Annotated in this window: 14 protein-coding genes and 1 tRNA gene; 3 read left to right on the top strand and 12 right to left on the bottom strand. The window is 63.8% G+C overall.

The features are described from left to right. Positions 1–52 precede the first annotated feature (52 nt). The gene (pnp, locus tag ACO6D5_RS18585) at positions 53–2,215 is read right to left on the bottom strand and encodes a polyribonucleotide nucleotidyltransferase (RefSeq protein WP_315526579.1); all 2,163 of its coding nucleotides are present in this window, start codon (positions 2,213–2,215) and stop codon (positions 53–55) included. A gap of 94 nt (positions 2,216–2,309) precedes the next feature. Then, positions 2,310–2,579 (bottom strand): 30S ribosomal protein S15, encoded by a 270-nt coding sequence (rpsO, locus tag ACO6D5_RS18590; protein ID WP_006223612.1) that lies wholly within the window; start codon positions 2,577–2,579, stop codon positions 2,310–2,312. 297 nt (positions 2,580–2,876) lie between these two features. Here rpsO and ACO6D5_RS18595 point away from each other — a divergent pair, with 297 nt between their 5' ends. Further along, positions 2,877–3,395: a hypothetical protein gene (locus ACO6D5_RS18595; protein ID WP_485826173.1), complete on the top strand. Its 519-nt coding sequence runs from the start codon at positions 2,877–2,879 to the stop codon at positions 3,393–3,395. Positions 3,396–3,459: 64 nt separating this feature from the next. Here ACO6D5_RS18595 and pssA read toward each other — a convergent pair whose 3' ends face one another. The 4 genes from pssA to ACO6D5_RS18615 form a co-directional block, all read right to left on the bottom strand. Next, positions 3,460–4,233, bottom strand: a complete 774-nt coding sequence (gene pssA / locus ACO6D5_RS18600) for a CDP-diacylglycerol--serine O-phosphatidyltransferase (RefSeq protein ID WP_100852796.1) — start codon at positions 4,231–4,233, stop codon at positions 3,460–3,462. A 170-nt stretch (positions 4,234–4,403) separates the two neighbouring features. Next, positions 4,404–5,420, bottom strand: a complete 1,017-nt coding sequence (gene ilvC, locus ACO6D5_RS18605; RefSeq protein WP_315526577.1) for a ketol-acid reductoisomerase — start codon at positions 5,418–5,420, stop codon at positions 4,404–4,406. A 75-nt stretch (positions 5,421–5,495) separates the two neighbouring features. After that, a complete protein-coding gene (gene ilvN / locus ACO6D5_RS18610; protein ID WP_006217868.1) occupies positions 5,496–5,987 on the bottom strand; it encodes an acetolactate synthase small subunit in 492 nt (163 codons plus the stop codon). A gap of 10 nt (positions 5,988–5,997) precedes the next feature. Further along, positions 5,998–7,767 carry an acetolactate synthase 3 catalytic subunit gene (locus ACO6D5_RS18615; protein WP_255221298.1) on the bottom strand — a complete coding sequence of 590 codons (1,770 nt, stop codon included), beginning with the start codon at positions 7,765–7,767 and terminating at the stop codon, positions 5,998–6,000. Positions 7,768–8,307: 540 nt separating this feature from the next. Here ACO6D5_RS18615 and ACO6D5_RS18620 point away from each other — a divergent pair. Beyond that, complete coding sequence (locus ACO6D5_RS18620) at positions 8,308–10,533, top strand: FUSC family protein (RefSeq protein ID WP_315526576.1); 2,226 nt, start codon at positions 8,308–8,310, stop codon at positions 10,531–10,533. 78 nt (positions 10,534–10,611) lie between these two features. On the opposite strand, the gene yaaA is transcribed toward ACO6D5_RS18620, so the two are convergent. The 3 genes from yaaA to ACO6D5_RS18635 all read right to left on the bottom strand — a co-directional run bounded on the left by yaaA (position 10,612) and on the right by ACO6D5_RS18635 (position 13,514). After that, positions 10,612–11,385: a peroxide stress protein YaaA gene (gene yaaA, locus ACO6D5_RS18625; protein WP_485826174.1), complete on the bottom strand. Its 774-nt coding sequence runs from the start codon at positions 11,383–11,385 to the stop codon at positions 10,612–10,614. 15 nt (positions 11,386–11,400) lie between these two features. Then, positions 11,401–12,183, bottom strand: coding sequence for a 3-hydroxybutyrate dehydrogenase (locus ACO6D5_RS18630; RefSeq protein ID WP_088587808.1), 783 nt, complete (start codon positions 12,181–12,183; stop codon positions 11,401–11,403). Positions 12,184–12,287: 104 nt separating this feature from the next. After that, complete coding sequence (locus ACO6D5_RS18635) at positions 12,288–13,514, bottom strand: cation:proton antiporter domain-containing protein (protein WP_485826175.1); 1,227 nt, start codon at positions 13,512–13,514, stop codon at positions 12,288–12,290. 293 nt (positions 13,515–13,807) lie between these two features. On the opposite strand from ACO6D5_RS18635, the gene ACO6D5_RS18640 reads away from it, so the two are divergent. After that, positions 13,808–13,898 (top strand) — tRNA-Ser (locus tag ACO6D5_RS18640). Positions 13,899–14,008: 110 nt separating this feature from the next. Here the strand turns inward: ACO6D5_RS18640 and ACO6D5_RS18645 are convergent. The 3 genes from ACO6D5_RS18645 to ACO6D5_RS18655 all read right to left on the bottom strand — a co-directional run bounded on the left by ACO6D5_RS18645 (position 14,009) and on the right by ACO6D5_RS18655 (position 17,529). Next, the gene (locus ACO6D5_RS18645; RefSeq protein WP_485826176.1) at positions 14,009–15,622 is read right to left on the bottom strand and encodes a methyl-accepting chemotaxis protein; all 1,614 of its coding nucleotides are present in this window, start codon (positions 15,620–15,622) and stop codon (positions 14,009–14,011) included. Between the two features lie 326 nt (positions 15,623–15,948). Beyond that, on the bottom strand, positions 15,949–16,566 hold the full coding sequence (locus ACO6D5_RS18650; protein ID WP_315526564.1) for a flavin reductase family protein: 618 nt from the start codon (positions 16,564–16,566) through the stop codon (positions 15,949–15,951). A 3-nt stretch (positions 16,567–16,569) separates the two neighbouring features. Next, positions 16,570–17,529 carry a carbon-nitrogen hydrolase family protein gene (locus ACO6D5_RS18655; RefSeq protein ID WP_485826177.1) on the bottom strand — a complete coding sequence of 320 codons (960 nt, stop codon included), beginning with the start codon at positions 17,527–17,529 and terminating at the stop codon, positions 16,570–16,572. Between the last annotated feature and the right edge of the window lie 16 nt (positions 17,530–17,545).

Below are 17,545 nucleotides of genomic sequence, written 5' to 3' on the forward strand. Positions count from 1 at the left end.
ATAAAAAAACGGCGCCTCGCGGCGCCGTTCTTCGTTCAATCAGCCTGCCAGCTTATTCAGCTTGCGGTTCCGATTGGGGGGCAGCTTCGGTAGCGGCAGCGGGTTGCTGCGCTTCGATGCCGCCGATCGCCTTGATGGACAGGCGCAGGCGGCCCTTGTCGTCGGCCTCGATGACCTTGACGCGGACTTGCTGGCCGACCTTCAGCACATCGTTGATGTTCGCGATGCGGTAGTTGGCGATTTCCGAGATGTGCAGCAGACCGTCACGGCCCGGCAGCACTTGCACGATGGCGCCGAAGTCCAGCAGACGCAGGACCGAGCCTTCGTAGATCTGGCCCACTTCGACGTCGGCGGTCAGTTCGACGATGCGGCGCTGGGCTTCTTTGGCCTGCGCTTCGTCGACGCTGGCGATCACGATCGTGCCGTCGTCGGAGATGTCGATCTGCGTGCCGGTTTCTTCGGTCAGCGCGCGGATGGTCGCGCCGCCCTTGCCGATCACGTCGCGGATCTTCTCGGGGTTGATCTTGATGGTCAGCATGCGCGGAGCGAAAGCCGAGAGCTCGCCGCGCGAACCGTCCAGCGCTTCCTTCATCTTGGTCAGGATGTGCAGGCGGCCTTCGCGGGCTTGCGCCAGCGCCACTTGCATGATTTCCTTGGTGATGCCCTGGATCTTGATGTCCATCTGCAGTGCAGTGACGCCGTTTTCGGTGCCCGCGACCTTGAAGTCCATGTCGCCCAGGTGATCTTCGTCACCCAGAATGTCGGTCAGAACAGCGAACTTGCCGCCGTCCAGGATCAGGCCCATGGCCACGCCGGCCACGTGATCCTTGACCGGCACGCCGGCGTCCATCATGGCCAGCGAGCCGCCGCAGACCGAAGCCATCGACGACGAGCCGTTGGACTCGGTGATTTCCGACACGATGCGGATCGTGTATTGGAAGTCTTCCGGCGCCGGCAGCAGCGGGATCAGCGAGCGCTTGGCCAGACGGCCGTGGCCGATTTCGCGGCGCTTGGGCACACCGATGCGGCCCGTTTCGCCGGTGGCGAACGGAGGCATGTTGTAGTGCATCATGAAGCGGTCGCGGTACTCGCCCATGAGCGCGTCGATGATCTGTTCGTCTTGCTTGGTGCCCAGCGTGGCCACGACCAGCGCTTGCGTTTCACCACGGGTGAACAGCGCGCTGCCGTGTGCGCGGGGCAGCACGCCCAGACGCACGCTGATGGGGCGCACGGTGCGGGTGTCGCGGCCGTCGATACGCGGTTCGCCGTTCAGGATCTGGCCGCGGACGATGGCCGATTCCAGCGAGAACATGATGTTGTCGACGGTCACGGCGTCAGGCAGCGATTCGCCCTTTTCAGCGGCGGCGGCAGCCAGCTTGGCCGACACGTCAGCCGACACTTCACGCAGCTTGGCGGTACGGGCTTGCTTTTCGCGGATCTGGTAGGCGGCGTTCAGGCCGTCCTGGGCAGCCGAGGTCACGGCGGCGATCAGGGCTTCGTCCTTGGCCGGCGCTTGCCAGTCCCAGTCGGGCTTACCAGCGTCCTTCACCAGTTCGTGAATGGCGTTGATGACAGCCTGCATTTGCTCGTGGCCGTAGACCACGCCGCCCAGCATGATTTCTTCGGACAGCTGTTGCGCTTCCGATTCCACCATCAGCACGGCGTTTTCCGTACCGGCAACCACCAGGTCCAGCTTGGACGACTTCAGTTGCGAAGCAGTGGGGTTCAGCGCGTATTGGCCGTCGATGTAACCCACGCGCGCGGCGCCGATCGGGCCGTTGAACGGGATGCCCGAAATGGCCAGAGCGGCCGAGGCGCCGATCATGGCGGCGATGTCGGGATCGATCTCGGGATTGACCGACAGCGTATGGATGACCACTTGGACTTCGTTGTAGAAGTCTTCGGGGAACAGCGGACGCAGCGGACGGTCGATCAGGCGCGAGGTCAGCGTTTCCTTTTCGGACGGCTTGCCTTCACGCTTGAAGAACCCACCCGGAATACGGCCGGCAGCATAGGTCTTCTCGATGTAGTCGACGGTCAGCGGGAAAAACGTTTGACCCGGCTTGGCCTTCTTGGAAGCCACAACGGTGGCCAGGACGACGGTGTCCTCGATCGACACCACAACGGCGCCGGAGGCCTGGCGAGCGATTTCGCCAGTTTCCAGTACGACCGTATGCTGGCCGTATTGGAACGATTTTGTCACTTTGTTGAACATGACGATTATTCCTTACAAATGAAAAACCGTGGCCGTCGCGACAATACGTCGCACCGACCACGGTTATTGCGTCATGGGGAGCCAGCCCCGTCGATCACTTACGCAGACCGAGTTTTTCGATCAGAGCGCGGTACGAATCGGGATTGCGGCCCTTGAGATAGTCGAGCAGCTTGCGGCGACGGCTGACCATACGCAGCAGACCGCGGCGCGAGTGATGGTCCTTCATGTGTTCTTTGAAGTGACCAGTCAGTTCGTTGATACGGGCGGTGAGCAGAGCCACCTGAACTTCGGGGGAGCCGGTATCGCCTTGAGCGCGTTGGAATTGCGCAACGATATCGGATTTCTTGATGTCAGCTACAGACATTGATGACCTCTTCGGACATGCGACAGGGCCGAGGTGCCCTGACGTGGTTTGGAAAAAATTTGCGATCCCGGCGATAAGCGTTTTTGCTTTCTCACTGCTGCTTCAATAGCTGTGAAGGGGCCCTCTGAAGGCGGTTCCTTCTCCAGCCGGACTGCCGGCGCAAAGCATCTTGCAAAATCAATACACTTGATAAAGCTCGATGATTATAGCCGATTCGCTAGAATTACCCCAGAGACGGTTTCGGCCGATCGGCAGAGGCCGGCAGGCGCCCGACTGGCGCCCCAGAGGAGCAAAAACATGTCTAAATATTACAACACCGCCCGCACCGCCCTTGCCTCGCTGGCGCTGACGGGGCTTGCCGCCTGCGCCAACCTGGCCCAGGTGCCTCCCGGCACGCCCTACGGCGAGGTCCTGACCCAGTTCGGCCAGCCCAACTTCGAATGCCCGCAGGCTGGCGGCGGGCGCCGCGTCATCTGGACGCAACAACCGATGGGCCAATATGCCTGGGGCACCAACGTCGGCACCGACGGCCGCGTGGGCCAGGTAGTGCCTTTGCTGACCGACGCCCACTTCAAGGTGCTGGAAACCGGCGACTGGGGACCCGAGCGCGTGCGCTGCGAATTCGGCCCGCCCGCCCGCATCGAGGAAGCCGGCCTGGGTGAAAAGCGCGAAGTCGTGTGGTCGTACCGCTATAAAGAGAACGGCGTCTGGAATTCGCTGATGTACGTGTACATGAGCCGCGACGGCAGCAAGCTGACGCACTTCCATCCCGGCCCCGACCCCATGTACGACGACGACAAGTTCATGTGGCGCTGACTTGCCCCCGCAAAAAACAAAACCCGCCAAACCGGCGGGTTTTGTTTTGCATGGCGCGAACGGATCAGGAAGAATGGCCGCGGCGCTCTTGCGTCAGGCGGCGGGCCTTGTTCCAGCGCCAGCCCCACATGACCCAGCCCGACAGGCCGTACAGCACGAAAAGGCCAAACAGCACGACTGGGGGATCGCTGGACACGAAAACGAATACGGCCACCACCAGCAGGATGCCCCAGAACGGCACGCTGCGGCCCAGGGCGAAGCTCTTGCCGCTGAAGAACGGCGCGTTCGACACCATGGTGATGCCGGCGTACATGGTCAGCGTGAAAGCCACCCAGGCCATCAGGCTGTCATGGATGGGCAGCTTGTTGTCCACGGCCAGCCAGACGAAGCCCGCCACCAGCGCAGCCGCGGCCGGACTGGGCAAGCCCTGGAAATAGCGTTTGTCGACGACGGCGATATTGGTGTTGAACCGCGCCAGGCGCAAGGCCGCACCGGCCACGTAGACGAAGGCGGCCAGCCAGCCCCAGCGGCCCAGGTCGTTCAGGATCCACTCGTACATGACCAGCGCGGGCGCCACGCCGAAGGACGTCATGTCCGACAGCGAATCGTATTGTTCGCCGAAGGCGGACTGCGTGTTGGTCAGCCGGGCGACCCGGCCATCCATGCCGTCCAGCACCATGGCCACGAAAATGGCGATGGCGGCGACTTCGAAGCGATCGTTCATGGCCTGCACCACGGCATAGAACCCCGCGAACAACGCCGCGGTGGTGAATGCGTTGGGCAGCAGGTAGATGCTTCGGTGGCGGTTCTCGGAATCGCGCATGGAAAAATTGGGCATGGTCTCAATAACTTACAACGGACTGTGAAAGGTTAACCCATCTGGCCCCGCTTGCGGGACAGAGCAAGCCGCGTGCCTGAGCAATAAGCCAAGAAAAAGCGGCATGCCCTCGCAGGCATGCCGCTTTGAATGCTGTTGCGCGAGGGTTGACCCCCGCGCACGGGCGTCGATCAGTTCTTGGACTTGTCCACCAGCTTGTTGGCGGCGATCCAGGGCATCATGGCGCGCAGTTTGCCGCCCACTTGCTCGATCTGCGATTCCGCGTTGATGCGGCGGCGCGAGGTCAGGGTCGGCGCGCCGGCGGTGTTTTCCAGGATGAACTTCTTGGCGTATTCGCCGGTCTGGATGTCCGTCAGGCACTGGCGCATGGCCTTGCGGGTTTCGTCGGTGACGATCTTCGGGCCCGTTTCGTACTCGCCGAACTCGGCGTTGTTCGAAATCGAGTAGTTCATGTTGGCGATGCCGCCTTCATAGATCAGGTCGACGATCAGCTTCAGTTCGTGCAGGCATTCGAAGTACGCCATTTCGGGCGCATAGCCGGCTTCCACCAGCGTGTCGAAACCGGCCTTGATCAGTTCGACGGTACCGCCGCACAGGACGGCTTGTTCGCCGAACAGGTCGGTTTCGGTTTCTTCGCGGAAGTTGGTTTCGATGATGCCGGCACGGCCGCCGCCGTTGGCGCTGGCGTACGACAGGGCCACGTCACGCGCGGCGCCCGACTTGTCCTGGTACACGGCCACCAGGTGGGGCACGCCGCCACCTTGCTTGTACGTGTTGCGCACCGTGTGGCCCGGGGCCTTCGGGGCGATCATGATGACGTCGATGTCTTCACGCGGCACGACCTGGCCGTAGTGGACGTTGAAGCCGTGGGCGAAAGCCAGGGCGGCGCCAGCCTTGATGTTGGCGTGCACTTCGTTGTTGTAGACCGAGGCGATGTTCTCGTCGGGCAGCAACATCATGACGATGTCCGCGGACTTGACGGCATCAGCCACTTCCTTGACTTCCAGGCCGGCGTTGGCGGCCTTGTTCCACGAAGCGCCGCCCTTGCGCAGGCCGACGATGACCTTCACGCCCGACTCATGCAGGTTCTGCGCGTGCGCGTGGCCTTGCGAACCATAGCCGATGATGGCAACGGTCTTGCCTTTGATGAGGGACAGATCGCAGTCTTTGTCGTAGAAAACTTTCATGGTTGTGCTCCAGATTCCAGTATTTGGATATTCGATTGGTTCAGATGTAGGGTGCGGCGTGGCCTGGAAGGCCGGTCAAATCTTCAAAATCCGTTCACCGCGTCCGATGCCGGACACGCCGGTGCGTACGGTTTCAAGGATGGCACTGCGGTCCAGGGCCTCCAGGAAGGCCTGTACTTTTTCCTGCACCCCGGTCAATTCGATGGTGTAGGACTTGTCGGTGACGTCGATGATGCGGCCGCGGAAGATGTCCGCCATGCGCTTCATCTCTTCGCGCTCCTTGCCCACGGCGCGCACCTTCACGAGCATCAGCTCGCGCTCGATGTGGGCGCCTTCGGTCAGGTCCACCACTTTAACGACATCCACCAGGCGGTTCAGGTGCTTGGTGATCTGTTCGATGACTTCATCGGAACCGGTCGTCACGATGGTCATGCGCGACAGCGTAGCGTCCTCGGTGGGCGCCACGGTCAGGGTCTCGATGTTGTAGCCCCGCGCGGAAAACAGCCCCACCACGCGCGACAGCGCGCCGGGTTCGTTCTCGAGGAGGACGGAAATCACGTGCTTCATGGTGGCCTCCTTACAGGTCTTCAGAGCCAAGCAGCATTTCGGTCAGCCCGCGACCGGCCTTGACCATCGGCCACACGTTTTCGGTGCGGTCGGTGATGAAGTCCAGGAAGACCAGGCGTTCCTTGTGCTTGCCGAACGCTTCGCGCAGCGCGGGCTCGACATCCGCCGGACGCTCGATGCGCAGACCCACGTGGCCATAGGCCTCGGCCACCTTGACGAAGTCGGGCAGCGAATCCATGTAGGACTCGGAATAGCGCGAGCCGTAATCAATCTGCTGCCACTGCCGGACCATGCCCAGGAAGCGGTTGTTCAGGCAGACGATCTTCGGCGTCAGGCGGTACTGGTGGCAGGTCGACAGTTCCTGGATGTTCATCTGGATCGACGCTTCGCCGGTGATGACGGCGACGTCGTGCCCAGGGTTGGCCATCTGCACGCCCATCGCGTACGGCAGCCCCACACCCATGGTGCCCAGGCCGCCGGAGTTGATCCAGCGGCGCGGCTTGTCGAACTTGTAGTACTGGGCCGCCCACATCTGGTGCTGGCCCACGTCGGAGGTGACGAAAGCGTCGCCGCCGGTCACTTCCCAGAGCTTTTCCACCACGTACTGCGGCTTGATGACTTCATCCGAGTTGGCGAACTTCAGGCATTCCTTGCCGCGCCAGGTCTCGACCTGCTCCCACCACTTGGTGATGGAGGCGGGCTTGTGCTCGGCGGCCGCCACTTCGTATTGGGCGGACAGGTCGGCCAGCACGTCCTTGACGTTACCGACGATCGGGACGTCCACGCGCACGCGCTTGGAGATCGACGACGGATCGATATCGATATGGATGATCTTGCGGGCGTTCTGCGCGAAGTGCTTGGGATTGCCGATCACGCGGTCGTCGAAACGGGCCCCGATGGCCAGCAGCACGTCGCAGTGCTGCATCGCCATATTGGCTTCGTACGTGCCGTGCATGCCGGGCATGCCCACGAACTGGCCGCTGCTGGCCGGGTAGCCGCCCAGACCCATCAGGGTGCTGGTGCAGGGCGCGCCCAGCTGCGACACGAGCTTGTTGAGCTCGGGCGCGGCGTTCGACAGGATGACCCCGCCGCCCGTGTAGATCATCGGCCGCTCGGCGGCCAGCAGCATCTGCACGGCTTTCTTGATCTGCCCCTGGTGGCCCTTGTTGACGGGCGCGTAGGAACGCATCGAGATCTCGCCCTTGGGCGGCGTGTACTTGCACTGCGCGACGGTGATGTCCTTGGGGATATCCACCAGCACCGGGCCGGGACGGCCCGTGCGCGCGATGTAGAACGCGCGGCGCATGGTTTCGGCCAGGTCCTTGACGTCGCGCACCAGGAAGTTGTGCTTGACGCAGGGACGCGTGATGCCGACGGTGTCGCATTCCTGGAAGGCGTCCTCGCCGATGGCCGCAGTGGGCACTTGCCCGCTGATGATGACCATGGGGATGGAATCCATATAGGCGGTGGCGATGCCGGTGACGGCATTGGTCACGCCCGGGCCGCTGGTCACGAGGCAGACGCCGACCTTTTGCGACGAGCGCGAATAGGCATCGGCGGCGTGCACGGCGGCTTGCTCGTGACGAACCAGGATATGCTGAAATTTGTCTTGCTTGAAGATCGCGTCGTAGATGTACAGCACTGCGCCGCCGGGATAGCCGAAAACGTGTTCCACGCCCTCATCGGCCAGGCAGCGCACGACGATATCGGCGCCATTCATTTCCATGTTGTATTTCCTTTCAGTACCGGCCCTGCAACCCTGACTGCTGCTCGCCCGGATACGGCGGCAACGGAACCCATACCGGCTACGACAACATGATCCGGCGCTTAGCGGCTCACGGAGCCACGCCACCCGGACACCCTGCCGACCCGGCACACGCTCGACAGAACGCAGTGCAAACGCCCCTTGGGGACGCTGGAGGTCGAAATGGAAGCTTTGGCAACACACGCTTGTGGCGCGGCCAACAGCAGGTATCACTGCGGCAGGATAGCTGGGAGGTGACCCTGACCATCCGCCTCAACGCGCCGGTTTCGGATAGGCAGACCGACGCAAGAGATGGAATTTACCGCGTTGCGTCAAAGGTAGCAAATCAAGGTTTGACAACCGTTGCAAAGGCGATGCACCGGCCACGTAACGGCGATGCAGGCAAACTCCGGTAACGATCTGACCCCGAATAAATGTCCCCACGCTTCGCACACTGCGTGTGCTCTCTGCCCCCCGAGGGGGCCCTTTCCCCTTGGGGCGGCCCGGCGGGGAAAGACCCTAAGAAAGGGGCGCATCTATATACTTGCCGCATCTCGAGAAACGAAGCCCTGATCCATGGATTTGCGCATTGCCAGCATCCGCCGCTTCCTCTACAGCCACTACTTCTTCGGAGGGGTGCGCCAGGGGGTCGGCATGCTGTTGCCCGTGCTGGTGCTGGGCGGCATCTTCGGCAACTACACGACAGGGCTGGTCGCGACCTTCGGCGCGCAGTGCCTGGCCATCATCGACCAGCCGGGGGGCCCGCAACGCCATCGCACCAACGAGATGCTGGGCGGGGCCGCGCTGGGCACGTTGACCGTCATCATCACCGGGCTGGCGTCCACGCACCCGGTGCTGATCTGGCTGGTCGTCATCGCCCAGTGCTTCGTCTATTCGATGTTCACCGTGTTCGGCAAGCGCGGCGGGCTGATCGGCTTTGCCGGACTGCTGCTGATGACGCTGACCATGCATTCGCCGCTGGAGCCGCACGAGGTCCTGGCGCATGCCGCCGCCACCCTGGGCGGCGCCCTGTTCTACGTGGTGTTCAGCCTGGGCTTTTCGCGCCTGTTCTGGCTGCGCGAGGAACAGCAGGCGATGTCGGTCGCGCTGTTCGCCACCGGCGACTACGTCGCGGCCCGCGCCGCCTTCTACGATGCGACCGCCGACCTGGACGAGGCCTACCGCACGCTGATCCAGCGCCAGTCCGTCATGACGGAAAAGCACCAGGCCGCCCGCGACATGGTGCTGCGCGCCCTCCCCCGCGGCAAAGGCCTGGGCGACCGCCAGCGCGTGATGATCTGGAACATGTTCGTCGACATGCTGCAACTGCTGGACACGCTGGTGGCCACGCACACGGACTACGCGGCGCTGCGCCGCACGCTGGCCGGCAACGACTGCCTGATGTTCATGCGCGACGCGCTGGTGAAGATGTCGCTGGAGCTCAACCGCATCGCGCTGGACGTGTCGCGCGGACGCCAGGTCCAGTACCGCAGCAGCGCCAAGGCTGAATTGCGCGCCATCGAATACGAGATCGAACAGTTGAAGCAACAGGGCCTGGGCGAGCGCGAACCCGAGATGCTCGCCCTGATCATCCAGGTGCTGCGCCGGCTGCGCAATTCCGCCCGCATCGTCGACCGGCTGGCCGACCACACCGCGGCCTCGCCGGATGCCAAGCCCACCGACGTGCTGCGCATCAACAAGTCGCTGACCCGATTCATCTCGCGCCAGGAATTCCGCTTCGGCCTCTTGACCAGCAACCTGCGGCTGGATTCGCCGCATTTCCGCTATGCGCTGCGCGTGACGGCGGCCGCGGCCATCGCCATGACGCTGGCCAGCCGCTGGCTGTCGCCGGCGTTTTCGGCGCACAACTACTGGATCATGCTGACCATCGTCATCATCATGAAGCCGGGTTTTGCGCTGACGCGGCAGCGCAACGGCTGGCGGCTGGGCGGCACGCTGATCGGCTGCATCTGCGCGCTGCTGCTGTTCAACGTCACCGACCGCCCAGAGATCCTGTTCGCCGTGCTGCTGGGCGCCTGCGTCATGGGCAACAGCCTGGTCCAGCTGAACTACATGGCAAGCGCCATTTTCAATACGCTCTTCGTGGTGCTGGTGTTCCACTTCGTGTCGCCGGGCACCGTGTCCATGTCCGTGATCGGCGAACGCGCGCTCGACACGCTGCTGGGCTGCGCGCTCGCGCTGGTGTGCAGCTACATCCTGCCGTGGTGGGAGGCCCGCTACCTGAAGCCCCTGGCTGCTGCCGCCACGCGCGCCAACCGCGAATACCTGATCGCCGGCCTGCGCTACGCCGACGCGATGCAGGCGCATGGGGCCCCGGTGGGCGACGCCGCCGCCGAAACGCCGGCGGTGATCGACGCCGACCTGGCCTGGCGCCTGGCGCGCAAGAACGTGCACATCGCGTTCAGCAATTTCGCCGAGGCCTTCTACCGCATGATGAGCGAGCCGAAATCGCACCAGGTCAGCGTGCCCGAGCTGAACAACCTGTTGATCCAGAACCACGTGCTGGCCTCGCAGATCACCGCGGCGATCCCCATCCTGGCGGCCTTGCCGAAGACGCCCGAAGCGGTGCAATTGGCCATGAACGGCATGGTGGACCTGCTGGATGAACGCCGCCCGGAGATCGCCGCGAACCTGCCCACGCAGTTCGACACCGAGGGCGAGCAGGCCGCGCTGGCCTATCCGGTCAAGCAGATGCTGAAGGCCTCCCACATGATCCGGCAGGAACTGCAGGCCTTGGCTGACCCGACGCACGCGCCGCCGGTCGCGGCGGTGGCGTCCTGAAACCCGGCGCGCGCGCCTGAAAAAAAAACCGGCCTGTTTCCAGGCCGGTTTTCATGTGGGCAAGGCCGACAGGCCGGGTCAGTCCAGCTTGCGGCGGAACACCAGCTTGTCTTCCGACGAGGCCGACGCGTCAAACGCGTACCCTTCCAGGTCGAAGCCTTGCAGGCCTTCGGGTTTGGTGACCTTGTGCAAGATGGCGTAGCGGGCCATCAGGCCGCGCGCGCGCTTGGCGTGGAAGCTGATGATCTTCCAGGCGCCGTTCTTCCAATCCTGGAACACGCACTGCACCACGCGGGCTTTCAGCGTCTTCAGGTCGACCGATTTGAAATACTCTTCGGACGCCAGGTTGACGATCACCGGCGATTTCTTGCCTTCCTGGCGCTCGTTCAGGTAGCCGGCGATGGCCGACCCCCAATACTCGTACAGGTTCTTGCCCTTGGGCGTCTCCAGCCGCGTGCCCATTTCCAGGCGGTACGGCTGCATCAGGTCCAGCGGGCGCAGCACGCCATACAGGCCGCTCAAGATGGCCACATGCTCTTGTGCCCAGTCCAGCTGCTTGGCCGACAGGGTCGAGGCGTCCAGCCCTTCGTACACGTCGCCGTTGAAGGCCAGCACGGCCTGGCGCGAGTTGGCCTGCGTGAAGGTGCGCTTCCAATGGGCGTAGCGCTGCGCGTTCAGCTCGGACAGCGCCGGGCTCAGGCTCATCAGTTCGGAAATATCATCCGCGGACTTGGTCTTCAGGACCTTGATCAGGCCGGCGGCCTGGTCCACGAACAGCGGCTGGGTATGCGTCTCGATGTGCAGCGGCGAGTCGTAGTCCAGCTTCTTGGCGGGGGAAAGCAGAAACAGCATTCGGGGGTTCCTCTATTAACGCGCCGTCCAGCCGCCATCGACGGAGACGGACGTTCCAGTGATTTGGGCCGCGGCGTCCGACGCCAGGAACACGGCGGTGCCGCCCAGTTGTTCCGGCGTCACGAATTGCAGCGAAGGTTGCTTTTCGCTGAGCAATTCGCGCGCGGCGGTTTCCTGGTCGACGCCATTCTTCTCAGCCAGCGCGGTGATCTGCTTTTCCACAAGCGGGGTACGGACCCAGCCCGGGCAGATGGAGTTGGCCGTGATGCCCTGGCCGGCGGTTTCCAGCGCCGTCACCTTGGTGAAGCCCACCACGCCGTGCTTGGCGGCCACATAGGCCGACTTGTTGGCCGAAGCCACCAGGCCGTGCGCCGACGCGATGTTGATGATGCGGCCGAAACCCTGCTTCTTCATGTGCGGCAAGGCGGCAGCGGTGCCATGGAAGACGGCCGACAGGTTCAGCGCAAGGATGGCGTCCCACTTTTCAGCCGGAAAATCTTCGATCAGCGCGGTGTGCTGGATGCCCGCGTTGTTGACCAGGATGTCGATACGGCCCAACTGGCGCACCGTGCTCTCGACCAGCCCGCGCACGGCATCGCCCTTGGACAGGTCGGCGCCGTCGTAGATCACCTTCACGCCATGCTTGTCGGCCAGGCCGGCGCGCACCTTTTCGATCTCGGCGGCGTCGCCGAAACCGTTCAGGACGATATCGGCGCCCTGCTGGGCGAAGGCGGTGGCGATACCCAGACCGATGCCGCTGGTGGAACCGGTGACAAGGGCGACTTTTCCTTTAAGCATGAGCATTCTCCTGTGATCTGGCGGTGTGCGGGATGCAAAAGCGGGGTTCAAGTGTAGCTGCCCCGAGTGACGGCGATGATGCCATGCCCCCACGGCCCGCGGGGTCAAGCGGACGGCGGCTTGTCTGGGGGCCCGCCAGCCGGCGGCGCGTCGTCCGGATGGGCGGCGGCGGACGCCGCAGTCGGCAGATCAGCCATGCCGCCGTGGTTCTCCGGCACGCGTTCAAGCAGCTTGATCAACACCGGCACCACGCCCATCGATACCGCCACCACCACCGACAGCACGTCGCGCTGCTCCAGGTTCATCAGATGGTTGTCCCAGGCTTCGTTGAAGATGGCGAAACTGAATTCCCCGCCCTGCGCCAGCACCATGGCGAACAGCAGCCGGTGATAGCGCGGCAATCCCAGAAAGCGCGCAAAGCCGTACAGGACCAGCGCCTTGACCGCCAGCAAGGCCGTCACGCCCGCCAGGATGAGTTTCCAGTGGACCGCCACCACCGTCAGATTGATGGACATGCCGATGGCCAGGAAGAACAGGCCCAGCAGCAGGCCCTTGAACGGGTCGATCGCCTTTTCCAGATCGTGCCGGTAGCGCGATTCCGCCATCAGCACCCCGACGAGGAAGCCGCCCAGGCCTGCCGACAATCCCGCGTAGTCGAACAACTGCGCCGCGCCCACCACCATCAGCAGCGCCGCCGCCGTGAACAATTCGTTCAACTGCGATTTCGCGGCCCAGCCCATCAGCCGCAGCCGATGGGCCACCGCCACGACGGTCACGGCGACCAGCGCTTCCTTGAAAGACGGCGCCGACGTGCCGTCCGAGCCCAGCAGCCCGGCCGCGACCAGCATCGGAATCGCCGCCATGTCCTGGAACAGCAGGACGCCCAGCGCCGACCTGCCCAGCGGCGTACGCGTGAGTACGCGTTCGTCCAGCAACCGCAGCGCCACCGCCGTCGACGACAACGCCAGCGACAGCCCGCACAACACCGCCGCCTGCCACTCCATGCCCGCCAGATGCCGCAGCGCCGCCCCGAACACCAGCCCCAGCAGCAGGCCGCAGGCCAGCATCTGCAGCGACCCCAGCACAAAGACCTCGCTGCGCATGGCCCACAGCCGCTTGGGCGACAACTCCAGCCCGATGATGAACAGCATCATCACCACGCCCCACTGGGACACGCTGATCATGGTGTCCACATTGGTCACGAGCTTTAGGCATGACGGCCCGATCAGCACGCCGGCGATCAGGTAGCCGGGGATGGCGCCCAGGCCCAGCCGCTGGGTGATGGGCACGCACAGGACCGCGGCAAGCAGAAGGATGAGGATCAGATCCATGGGGTGGGGATGCGGCCGGGTAGGCGCGGGACAAGGATCAAGACGCCCGCATGGGGGAATTCTGGGGAAAGATCGCTGCCGCCGGAAGCCCGGGGTAAGCCCCTGTAAAGATTTTTTCCCGCCCTCTTTACACAAACAAAAAAAATCCTGTAGAATTGCGGGCTTCGCTGCTCCGACAACGAAGATCCTTCCGACCAGGGATCTTGGAGTGAGAAACCCGCCCTACTGCTTTAGTCGTCTGGTTAGACGGTAAGAGCGAAGGCAGGAATTTCACCGTTACGGAACCCAGCAACGGAGAGGTGGCAGAGTGGTCGAATGTACCTGACTCGAAATCAGGCGTACGGTATCCCCGTACCGTGGGTTCGAATCCCACCCTCTCCGCCAGTATTCAAGAACGAAGCCCCTGAGAAATCAGGGGCTTTTTTCTTTGTGTTTTTTCTTTATGTCTCTGGTGAAAGATCAGGCGGGAAACCCCGCCCGAGCCTTTACCCGCATCAATACGCCGCAATCTGCCGGACAGGCGCCACGAGCCGCACCGCCTGCGGCTCGCTTGCGCCCGCATGCCCCGCCCGCGGCAGCTTGAACGCGCTGACCGCCCGCGTCAGCTCAGCCGCCTGATCCTGCATCGAGCCTGCTGCTGCCGCGGCCTCTTCCACCAGCGCGGCGTTCTGCTGCGTGACCTCGTCCATCTGGGACACGGCCCGGTTGACCTGTTCGATGCCGTCGGCCTGTTCGGCTGACGCTGCGGCGATTTCACCCATGATGTCGGTTACGCGCTGCACCGAGCTGACGATTTCCTGCATCGTCGAGCCCGCGCGCCCGGCGCTGACCGAACCCTGGCTGATCTTCTGCACGGTATCTTCAATCAGCGTCTTGATTTCGCGGGCAGCCTGGGCGCTGCGCTGCGCCAGGGTGCGGACCTCGGCGGCAACCACGGCGAAGCCCTTGCCCTGTTCGCCCGCCCGCGCCGCTTCCACCGCCGCGTTGAGCGCCAGGATGTTGGTCTGGAAGGCGATGCCGTCGATGACCGAAACGATGTCGGCGATCTTGACCGAGCTCGCCGAGATCGCGTTCATCGTACTGACCACTTCGGACACGGTGGCCCCACCGCGAGATGCCGTGTCGGACGCAGCCGCAGCCAACTGGTTCGCCTGGCGAGCGCTGTCGGCGTTCTGTTTCACGGTGGAAGACAGCTGCTCCATGGACGCTGCCGTCTCTTCCAGCGATGCGGCCTGCTGCTCGGTGCGAGAAGACAGGTCGGTATTGCCGGCCGCGATTTCCCCCGAGGCCGACGCCATGCTGTCCACGCCGGTCCGGATGCTTGCGATGGTGCCGGCCAAGTTGGCGTTCATGGATTCCAGCGCCTGCATCAACTGGCCGATCTCGTCGCGCGACGTCACGGCGATCACGCTGGTCAGGTCATTGGCCGCGACGGTGCGCGCCACGCGCACGGCGGCGGACAAGGGCCGGGTGATGCCACGGGTCAGCAGGATGGCCAGCAGCAAGCCGCTGATGACCGCGATGGAACCGATCGCGATCATCCAGAAGTTGGCGCTGCGGTAAGCGCTTTGGATATCCGCCGCGCTCGCGTCGATCTCGGCGCGCTGCAGGGTCGACAGTTTGGTGATCTGATCGATGAACTGGCGCGTGGCCGGCAGGAATTCCTGGGTGAAGACCTTGTTGGCGGCCTCCACATCGCCGTCCTGCTTGGCCTTGAAGATGGCGTCGCGCGTACGCAGATAGTCCCCGCGGGATTTGCGGATGCCCTCCCACAACAGCTTTTCGTCGCTGGTTTCGATCAGCGGCTCGATCTGCTGCTGCAGCGCCGAAGAATTGCGGGTGGACGTGGCGGCCTCTTCGGTGAAGAAGCCCGCCAGGCTGGCGTCGGCGCTCTTGGCGATGGCGGTGGTCCGGGTGACGCCGGTCTGGATGTTGCGGGCCCAATCGTTGATCAGGCGCTCTTTGATCAGCGAACGTTGCGTGACGGTTTCGACCGATTCATTGATGTTGGCCAAGCTGACCAGCCCCACGACGCACATGAGGATGATCATCGCCAGCAAAACGGAAAAGCCCCCCGCAAGGCGGGTTCCAAGCTTCATATTCTTCATACTGCCTCCAGCATCCAGCCAGGCGCTCGGATGCGGGTTTCGGCAGTTGCCGGGCGCCGGCTGCCTGCCGCCGCCCCTGCAAGCCAGACGCCCGCAAGCCCCTGGATGATCCGCCCCCAAAATATTGGTGTTCGTTGTGTCGAAAAAATGCCGCCGGAGAAGTCGGAATCGAGGATTCTCGCGACGGTCCGGCAAATGCTAGCAGCGGGAATTTGGCGGGCATCGGGGGAAATGGAGAACTTTTTGACAGAAGCTCCCGCGTTTGCCTGACCGGTGCGAGGCCGATGCGGACAAAAAAAAGGCGGCCATCACGGCCGCCTGGATCGTCAGTCAGCGACCGTTGGCCTCGCCAACTGGAACAGGTCCGTGCTGCGGGCATACCACCCGCTGCCGTGCATGCGGGCAACCAGGCCCATCTCGGCGGTCTTCACGTAGCCGCGCTCGGCATCCTGCACGAAGGCGTCATCCACATGCGCACCCAGCACGCGGCCGATGACCACCACCTGGTGCGGCCCGGTCACGATGGTCGCCTGGCTGACGCATTCCAACGATACGGGACTGCCCTGGATCAGCGGCGGCCGCACATGCGCGGCCGGCAGCGCCGTCAAGCCGGCCTTGGCCAGTTCGTCCACGCCGGGCGGGTAGTCCGCGCAGGTCTGGTTCATCTGCTGCATCATCGACTCGGCCACCAGATTCACCACGAACTCGCCGTTCTCGATGATGTTGGCGCTGGTGTCCTTGAGCTCTCCATTGGCCCGGCGCATCAGGCCGATGGCCACCGTAGGCGGCTGGTGGCCCATCACGTTGAAGAAGCTGAACGGCGCCGCATTGACGCAGCCCTCGTCCGATACCGTGGTGACCCACGCGATCGGACGCGGCGTGACGGTCGAGGTCAACAGCTTGTAGACCGTCTGCGAAGGCAGGGCGCTGAAATCGAAATGCATGGCTCAGGGCTCCTGCGGGCCAGTCGCGCTGATGGCCGATACCGCCCGCTTTTCGCGGGTATCGACGTGCAGCTGGAACACGTCCGGCCGCGCGTAGTGGCCGGACACGTCGAAGTCGTACTTGCCGCGCAGGATCTGATTCGGGTTGATGTCGGCGTACAGGATCGTTTCCGCAGAGAAGTCCGGGCCGGCCAGCACTTCGCCCAAGGGGTCGATGATGGCGCTGCCGCCGCGCATCAGCACGGTGTCCGGGCTATCGCCCAGCGCGCATTCGAAGTCTTCGGGGTAGGCATCGCGGCGCAGGTGCTGGCAGGCGGTCAGCACGTAGCAGCGGCCTTCCAGCGCAATGTGGCGCATGCTGGGGATCCAGCTGTCGCGGTCGTCGGCCGTGGGGGCGCAATACAGCGCCACGCCCTGGCTGTACATGTACATGCGCAGCATCGGCATGTAGTTTTCCCAGCAGATGACGGCGCCGATCTTGCCGTAAGGCGTATCGAAGACGGGCATCGTCGAGCCGTCGCCGAAGCCCCAGATCAGCCGCTCGCCCGCGGTGGGCATCAGTTTTCGGTGCTTGCCGGCAAGGCCTTCCTGGCCATTGAAATACAGCACGGTGCAGTACAGCGTGCCGCCGTCGGCCTCGATGCAGCCCATCACGACGAAACTGTCGGTGTCGGCAGCGGCCTGGGCGACTATCGCGACTTCCTCGCCGTCCAGGCGGATGGCTTGCTGGTGATAGCTGGCGAAGGCATCGCGGCCTTCGGGCTTGCGCATGCCGATGGGCGCGCCGAAGGAATTGCCCTTCGGATAGCCGCCCAGGAAGGCTTCGGGGAACACCAGCACGCGCGCCCCCTGCTCCGCCGCCTGGCGGATCAGGGAGGCCGCCTTGTTGGCGCACGCCAGGCTGTCGGTCGGGATGGACGCCGCCTGGATGACGGCAGCCTTGAAACTCGATTGCACGGACATGTCTCTCCTCGCTTTT

The organism is Achromobacter sp., from assembly GCF_057314935.1.

Bases quoted from the DNA above. Each gene is read 5' to 3' on its own strand.
- pnp (WP_315526579.1), bottom strand. From the start codon at position 2,215: ATGTTCAACAAAGTGACAAAATCGTTCCAATACGGCCAGCATACGGTC.
- rpsO (WP_006223612.1), bottom strand. From the start codon at position 2,579: ATGTCTGTAGCTGACATCAAGAAATCCGATATCGTTGCGCAATTCCAA.
- ACO6D5_RS18595 (WP_485826173.1), top strand. From the start codon at position 2,877: ATGTCTAAATATTACAACACCGCCCGCACCGCCCTTGCCTCGCTGGCG.
- pssA (WP_100852796.1), bottom strand. From the start codon at position 4,233: ATGCCCAATTTTTCCATGCGCGATTCCGAGAACCGCCACCGAAGCATC.
- ilvC (WP_315526577.1), bottom strand. From the start codon at position 5,420: ATGAAAGTTTTCTACGACAAAGACTGCGATCTGTCCCTCATCAAAGGC.
- ilvN (WP_006217868.1), bottom strand. From the start codon at position 5,987: ATGAAGCACGTGATTTCCGTCCTCCTCGAGAACGAACCCGGCGCGCTG.
- ACO6D5_RS18620 (WP_315526576.1), top strand. From the start codon at position 8,308: ATGGATTTGCGCATTGCCAGCATCCGCCGCTTCCTCTACAGCCACTAC.
- yaaA (WP_485826174.1), bottom strand. From the start codon at position 11,385: ATGCTGTTTCTGCTTTCCCCCGCCAAGAAGCTGGACTACGACTCGCCG.
- ACO6D5_RS18630 (WP_088587808.1), bottom strand. From the start codon at position 12,183: ATGCTTAAAGGAAAAGTCGCCCTTGTCACCGGTTCCACCAGCGGCATC.
- ACO6D5_RS18635 (WP_485826175.1), bottom strand. From the start codon at position 13,514: ATGGATCTGATCCTCATCCTTCTGCTTGCCGCGGTCCTGTGCGTGCCC.
- ACO6D5_RS18645 (WP_485826176.1), bottom strand. From the start codon at position 15,622: ATGAAGAATATGAAGCTTGGAACCCGCCTTGCGGGGGGCTTTTCCGTT.
- ACO6D5_RS18650 (WP_315526564.1), bottom strand. From the start codon at position 16,566: ATGCATTTCGATTTCAGCGCCCTGCCTTCGCAGACGGTCTACAAGCTG.
- ACO6D5_RS18655 (WP_485826177.1), bottom strand. From the start codon at position 17,529: ATGTCCGTGCAATCGAGTTTCAAGGCTGCCGTCATCCAGGCGGCGTCC.